Source organism: Caulobacter sp. P1_B12_2 (assembly GCF_056406675.1).
Window position 1 is genome coordinate 1 of the sequence record NZ_JBFTZS010000471.1, and the last position, 5,110, is coordinate 5,110.

General features: G+C 71.2%; 3 protein-coding genes and 1 pseudogene. All 4 read right to left on the bottom strand.

All coding sequences use genetic code 11. The annotated features are described in order from the left end of the window. Window positions 1-105 precede the first annotated feature (105 nt). Window positions 106-324, bottom strand: coding sequence for a hypothetical protein (locus tag AC1DZ6_RS21660; protein ID WP_477099197.1), 219 nt, complete (start codon window positions 322-324; stop codon window positions 106-108). Window positions 325-415: 91 nt separating this feature from the next. Further along, window positions 416-1,969 carry a hypothetical protein gene (locus AC1DZ6_RS21665; protein ID WP_477099198.1) on the bottom strand — a complete coding sequence of 518 codons (1,554 nt, stop codon included), beginning with the start codon at window positions 1,967-1,969 and terminating at the stop codon, window positions 416-418. After that, window positions 1,966-2,664 carry an ABC transporter ATP-binding protein gene (locus AC1DZ6_RS21670; RefSeq protein WP_477099199.1) on the bottom strand — a complete coding sequence of 233 codons (699 nt, stop codon included), beginning with the start codon at window positions 2,662-2,664 and terminating at the stop codon, window positions 1,966-1,968. The genes AC1DZ6_RS21665 and AC1DZ6_RS21670 overlap by 4 nt, the downstream gene beginning before the upstream one ends. A gap of 824 nt (window positions 2,665-3,488) precedes the next feature. Further along, window positions 3,489-4,982 (bottom strand): annotated as a pseudogene (gene argJ / locus AC1DZ6_RS21675) (bifunctional glutamate N-acetyltransferase/amino-acid acetyltransferase ArgJ); the annotation flags it as partial. Window positions 4,983-5,110: the final 128 nt, after the last annotated feature.

The following is a 5,110-nucleotide window of genomic DNA, read 5'->3' on the forward strand; positions in this document are numbered from 1 at the left end:
CCACACAACTGCTCTTGCGGCGGACAGAGGGGTTCCCGCCACAAGGGCGGGAATGAGGGTTCAATTTAGGGCGCTCGCCTGAATTTTAGATCCTGCGGGGGCGTCTCAGGAATCGACCGGGGTGGGCGTCTTCACGGCGGCCGGCTTGAGCGCCTGGACCACCGTCGCGCCCAGGGCGATCAGGGCCATCGGAACCAGCGCCAACAGCCAGACCAGGACGATCATGGCCAGTTGCAGCACGCTGACCGCCACGACCAAGGCCTTGGACTCCTTGCGGTGTCCGCGGTGGTTTTGCGAGCGGAACGTGGCGTGCACGGCGGGCATGGTTACTCCAACTCAACTCTACGTCCCCGACCCGTAGGAAACGTAGCTGCGTCGGAATGTCGCGCAATCGGGTAAAACCCTAATCGGAGCTTTACCGTGTTCGAAGGTTGCGGGCGATCTGGGCGTCGCTGCGCCGCAGGCTCAGCAGGGCCGCGCCCGCCAGGCCCAGCGGGATAAGGGCCCAGGGCCAGAAACCGGCCACGGCGATCCCCGTCGCCCCGGCCAGCAGGGCCGAGACCAGCATCTCGGCGATCGTGGCCATCCACGACGACCCGCCGCGCCGCTTGAAGTCCGAACGCTTGCCCGGTCGCTGATGCCAGATGTTGATCAGGCCGCTGCTCCAGGCCGACAGGGCCGCGCCCAGCGCCGTCCAGGCCCCGGCGGCCGGCAGGAACCAGGTCAGGACGCCGATCGGCACGGCCAGGAACAGCGCCACCGGGATCAGGGCGGCGGCGATCTTGGCGCGGCGCAGGGTGCGGATCCTGGCCGGCGACACGGCCAGCAGGTCGGGCGCCTCCTCGGCCGACAGGGTGATCCAGGCCAGGCTTCCCGCCACCTGCCCGGCCAGGAACGCCACCACCCCGGCCCCGCCGGCCAGAGCGGCGCCGGTCCCGTGGGCGGCGTTGCGGCTGAGCAACAGGGCGGTGGGGATCAGGTACAGCACCCGCAGCAGCACCTGCGACAGCAGGGCGGCGTCGCGGCCGATCAGCAGCAGCTCCTTGCGCAGGGTGGCCAGGAACGGGCCGGCGGCGAAGGCGCGGCGGGCGTCGCCGCGGCTGGCCTTGGCCGGCCGCGCCCCGGTCTTGCCCTGGGTGGCGGCGGCCGCGTCGGAGAACCGTCGGCCCAGGGTCAGGGCGGCCACGGCGAACAGCGCCGCCGACCCGGCCAGCAGGGCCAGAAGCGGCAGGGGCTCGCCCAGCATGGCCCGCAGCGGCAGGCCGACGATCGGCGCCGGATGCAGCCGTCCCTCCTGGGCCTGGCGCGTGATCTCGGCGAACAGGCTGTTGCTCTTCTGGACGCCCAGGATGGTGCGGGTCTGGCTGACCAGGAAGAAGGCCGCGCCGACCAGGGCCGCCAGCACCTGGGCCACGGTGCGGGTGCGGCGCGGACCGATCAGGGCGAACAGGGCCATGGCCAGCAGCAGGCCGACGGCGGTCGAGGCCAGGGCCAGGGCGCCCAGCACCCCGAACACCCCGATCCACCCCGGGTGGCCATAGATCACCGACGGCCCCAGCAGCGGCGTGATGATCAGCGCGAAGATGGTGATGACCCCGCCGGCCACGCCCAGCGAGCGCACGAACAGCACCTTGGCCGGCCCGATCGGCGAGGAGAACAGCAGGTCCAGGTCGCCCCGGTCGTACAGGGCTTCGCTCGAGGCGCTCAGGGTCTGGGACAGCATCAGGGTGAAGACCACAGCGGTGGCCAGGGCCGCGATGCTGATCGAGATCGGGTTGATCGGCGCCTCGACGTCGTGCAGCCCCAGGGCCGCCAGCACGCCGCCGCCCAGCAGCATCGCCGCGACGACGGCCAGGCTGATCAGGCCCCGCGCGCCCTTGCCGGCCCGCCCGGCGCGGAAGTTGCGCCAGTACAGCCGCATCTCGTGGGCCAGCAGCCAGAGGATCGAGCCCGGGGCGGTCAGCGTCACGCGACGGCTCCATGGGCGTCGGTGGCGGTCAGTTGCAGGAAGACGTCTTCGAGGCTTGAGCCCCCCTTGCCCTCACCCGCCTGGGTGCGCAGGGCGTCCAGCGAGCCCTCGGCCAGCAGGCGGCCGCCGGCGATGATGCCGATGCGGTCGGCCATCCGCTCGGCGACTTCCAGAATGTGGGTGGTCAGGATCACCGTGCCGCCGGCGTCGACCCGTTCCTGCAGCATGTCCTTGACCAGGCGGGCGGCGGCGGCGTCCAGGCCGGTCAGGGGCTCGTCCAGGATCAGCAGGCGGGGATCGTGGATCAGGGCCCCGGCCAGGGCGACCTTCTGCTTCATGCCGCGCGAGAAGCCCTCGCAGCGGGTGCGGGCCTCGGTCGCCAGGCCCAGCTTGGAGAGCAGCTCCTCGGCCCGGGCCTTGGCGGCCTTGGGCTCGATGTTCCAGAGACCGGCCACGAACTCCAGATATTCCAGCGGCGTCAGCCGGTCATAGACCATGGCCTCGTCCGGGGCCCAGGCGGTGATCGCCTTGGCGGCGGCCGGATCGGCCCGGGCGTCGATCCCGAAGATGCTGATCTCGCCCTTGTCGGGCTTGGTCAGGCCCGCGACCATCCGCAGGGTGGTGGTCTTGCCCGCCCCGTTGGGACCCAGCAGGGCATAGAGCTCGCCGGCGTGGACGGTGAGGTCCAGGTCCATGACCGCCGGCTTGGTGAAGGTCTTGTCGAGGCCGCGGACGATCAGAGCTTCGGTCAAACGCGGCGTCTCCTCGGGTGGCGCGGGAGCATGTGAGCGCGATTGGTCAAAGGGTTCAAGCCGTGCGGCGAACACTTGCCCCCTACGGACCGCTTCGCGGTCGTCTTCCCCCACAGGGGGAAGAGGAGCCGTGCGTTGCGCGCGTCCTCCGCCCCCCATGGGGGCGGACAGGCGGCGAAGCCGCCAGGTGGGGGCAAGTAGGTGAGCCTCAGTTGGGCCGCTGATCCGGCTCCAGCTCGAACGCCGCGTCCAGCGTCACTTCGTCCACCACCTCGCCCTTGAGCGCCGCGTCCAGCACCTCGCCCAGCGAGCTCCAGACAAACGCCAGCTGTTCCAGCACGGCCGGCAGGCGCTCGGGCTCGAAGCCGGGATAGAGGTCGGCGACCAGCCACAGGCCGGTCAGCACGTCGAAGCCGAACCGGCAGCCGATCAGGCGGAACTGGGCGCGGGCGATCGTCTCGAACAGGGCGTCCAGGCTGCGGGCCTGGTCCAGGTCGGCCTGGTCGAACACCTGGCAGCGCACCTGCAGCCAGTCGCCCTCGGGGAACAGGTAGAAGGCGCCGCCGTCGTCGGATCCGGAGACCTCCAGGCCGCGGTCGATCTCGGCGACGACGTAGCCGGCCTCGCGGCAGGCCTCGGCGATGTCGGAGAGGGCGATGGGAGTGTCGTCGGCCATGGGCTTTGCCCTTCTTTCTCTGTCCGCTCATCCCGGCGAATGCCGGGACCCAGATCCCATAACGGTGTGGCTGATTGGAAGGGCTCAGAGCTCGCTTGGTCAGGTCGCAGGTCCAAACCGTGGCCGAGCCCTTGCCGACGCCGACATCGACGCTGACCTCGAACTCTTGCTTCTTGACGTACTTGCTCATCGCCGCCTCGTCGTATTCGGGCGAGACCAGACCGTCGCGGGCGGCGTAGAGGTCGCCGAACTTGACGCTCATCTTCTCGCGATTGACCGGCTCGTCGGCGCGGCCCACGGCCATGACGATGCGGCCCCAGTTGGCGTCCTCGCCGGCGAAGGCGGTCTTGACCAGCGGGCTCTCGGCGATGGTGCGGGCGATCTTGCGGGCCGACAGCGGGCTTTCGGCGCCGTTGACGGTGATCTTGACGAACTTGCTGGCGCCCTCGCCGTCGCGGACCAGTTGCAGGGCCAGGTCCAGCAGCACGGCCTCCAGCTTCTCGCGGAAGTCGGCCAGGCGGCGGTCGCCGGCGCGGTGGATCTTGGGCGCGCTCGACTTGCCGGTGGCGAACAGCAGCAGGGTGTCGTTGGTCGAGCGGTCGCCGTCCACCGTCACGCAGTTGAAGGTGGTGCGGGTGTAGAGGCTGACCAGGGTCTGGAGGGCGGCCGGGGCGATGGCCGCGTCGGTGGCCACGAAGGCCAGCATGGTGGCCATGTCGGGCGCGATCATGCCCGAGCCCTTGGTGATGCCGGCGATCCGCACCTCGTGTCCGTCGATCAGGGCCGTGGCGTAGGCCCCCTTCGGGAAGGTGTCGGTGGTCATGATCGCCGAGGCGGCGCCGGCCCAGGCGTCCTCGGTGAAACGGGTCTCCACCTCGCGCAGGTTCGAGATGATCTTGCTGTCGTCCAGGATCACGCCGATCACGCCGGTCGAGGCCATCATCACGTCGCGCTGGCGGCAGTCGAAGCGCTTGCCCACGGCCGTGGCCACCCGGCGCACCGCGTCGGCGCCCGGCTTGCCGGTGAAGCTGTTGGCGCAGCCGGCGTTGACCACCAGGGCGCGGACGTCCTCGCCCTTGCTGGCGGCCAGCTGGCGCTTGCACCAGTCGACCGGGGCCGAGCCGACGCCGTGGCGGGTGAACACGCCGGCGCAGCTGGTGCCCTCGGCGAAGCGCATCAGCAGCATGTCCTCGCGGGCGTGCTTGTAGAAGCCGGCGCGGCCGGTGGCGATCTCGACCCCGGCGATCGGCGGGATGGTCGGGAACGGCACGGCTAGGGGGGAGACGGCCAGGCCCGGCTTGCCCGGCGCGCTCTTGGCGGCGGCGGGCGCGGCGGCCGGCTTGGCGGCCTGGACGGCTTCTGGAGAGTCCTGGCCGCCGTCCTTCTGGCCGCGGCGCAGGCCGGCGCGCTTGAGGGCGGCGTTCAGCGGATCGACCAGGGCCCGCTCCAGGGTGTGGCCGACGCTGGCGACGCCTTGGCCGACGATCTCGGCCGGGGTCGGGGAGGTCGTGGCGGAAGCCGCCTTTGGAGCGACCTTCTCAGCGGCCTTGGCTTTCGTCGGCGCGGGCTTGGGAGTCTTGGTCATTTCTTGGCCGGAGCTTGAGCGGGGGCGGACGCCGGCGGGGCGTCGTCGAGATCGGAGGAGGGGGCCTGATCGGCCGAACCCGGAGGGGCCGAGGCCGGCTCCTGCGGCGCGCCGGGCACGTCCTGGGG

What these genes read in the sequence shown, in the direction of transcription:
- AC1DZ6_RS21660 (WP_477099197.1), bottom strand. Translation starts at nt 324, where the DNA reads ATGCCCGCCGTGCACGCCACGTTCCGCTCGCAAAACCACCGCGGACAC.
- AC1DZ6_RS21670 (WP_477099199.1), bottom strand. Translation starts at nt 2,664, where the DNA reads ATGGACCTGGACCTCACCGTCCACGCCGGCGAGCTCTATGCCCTGCTG.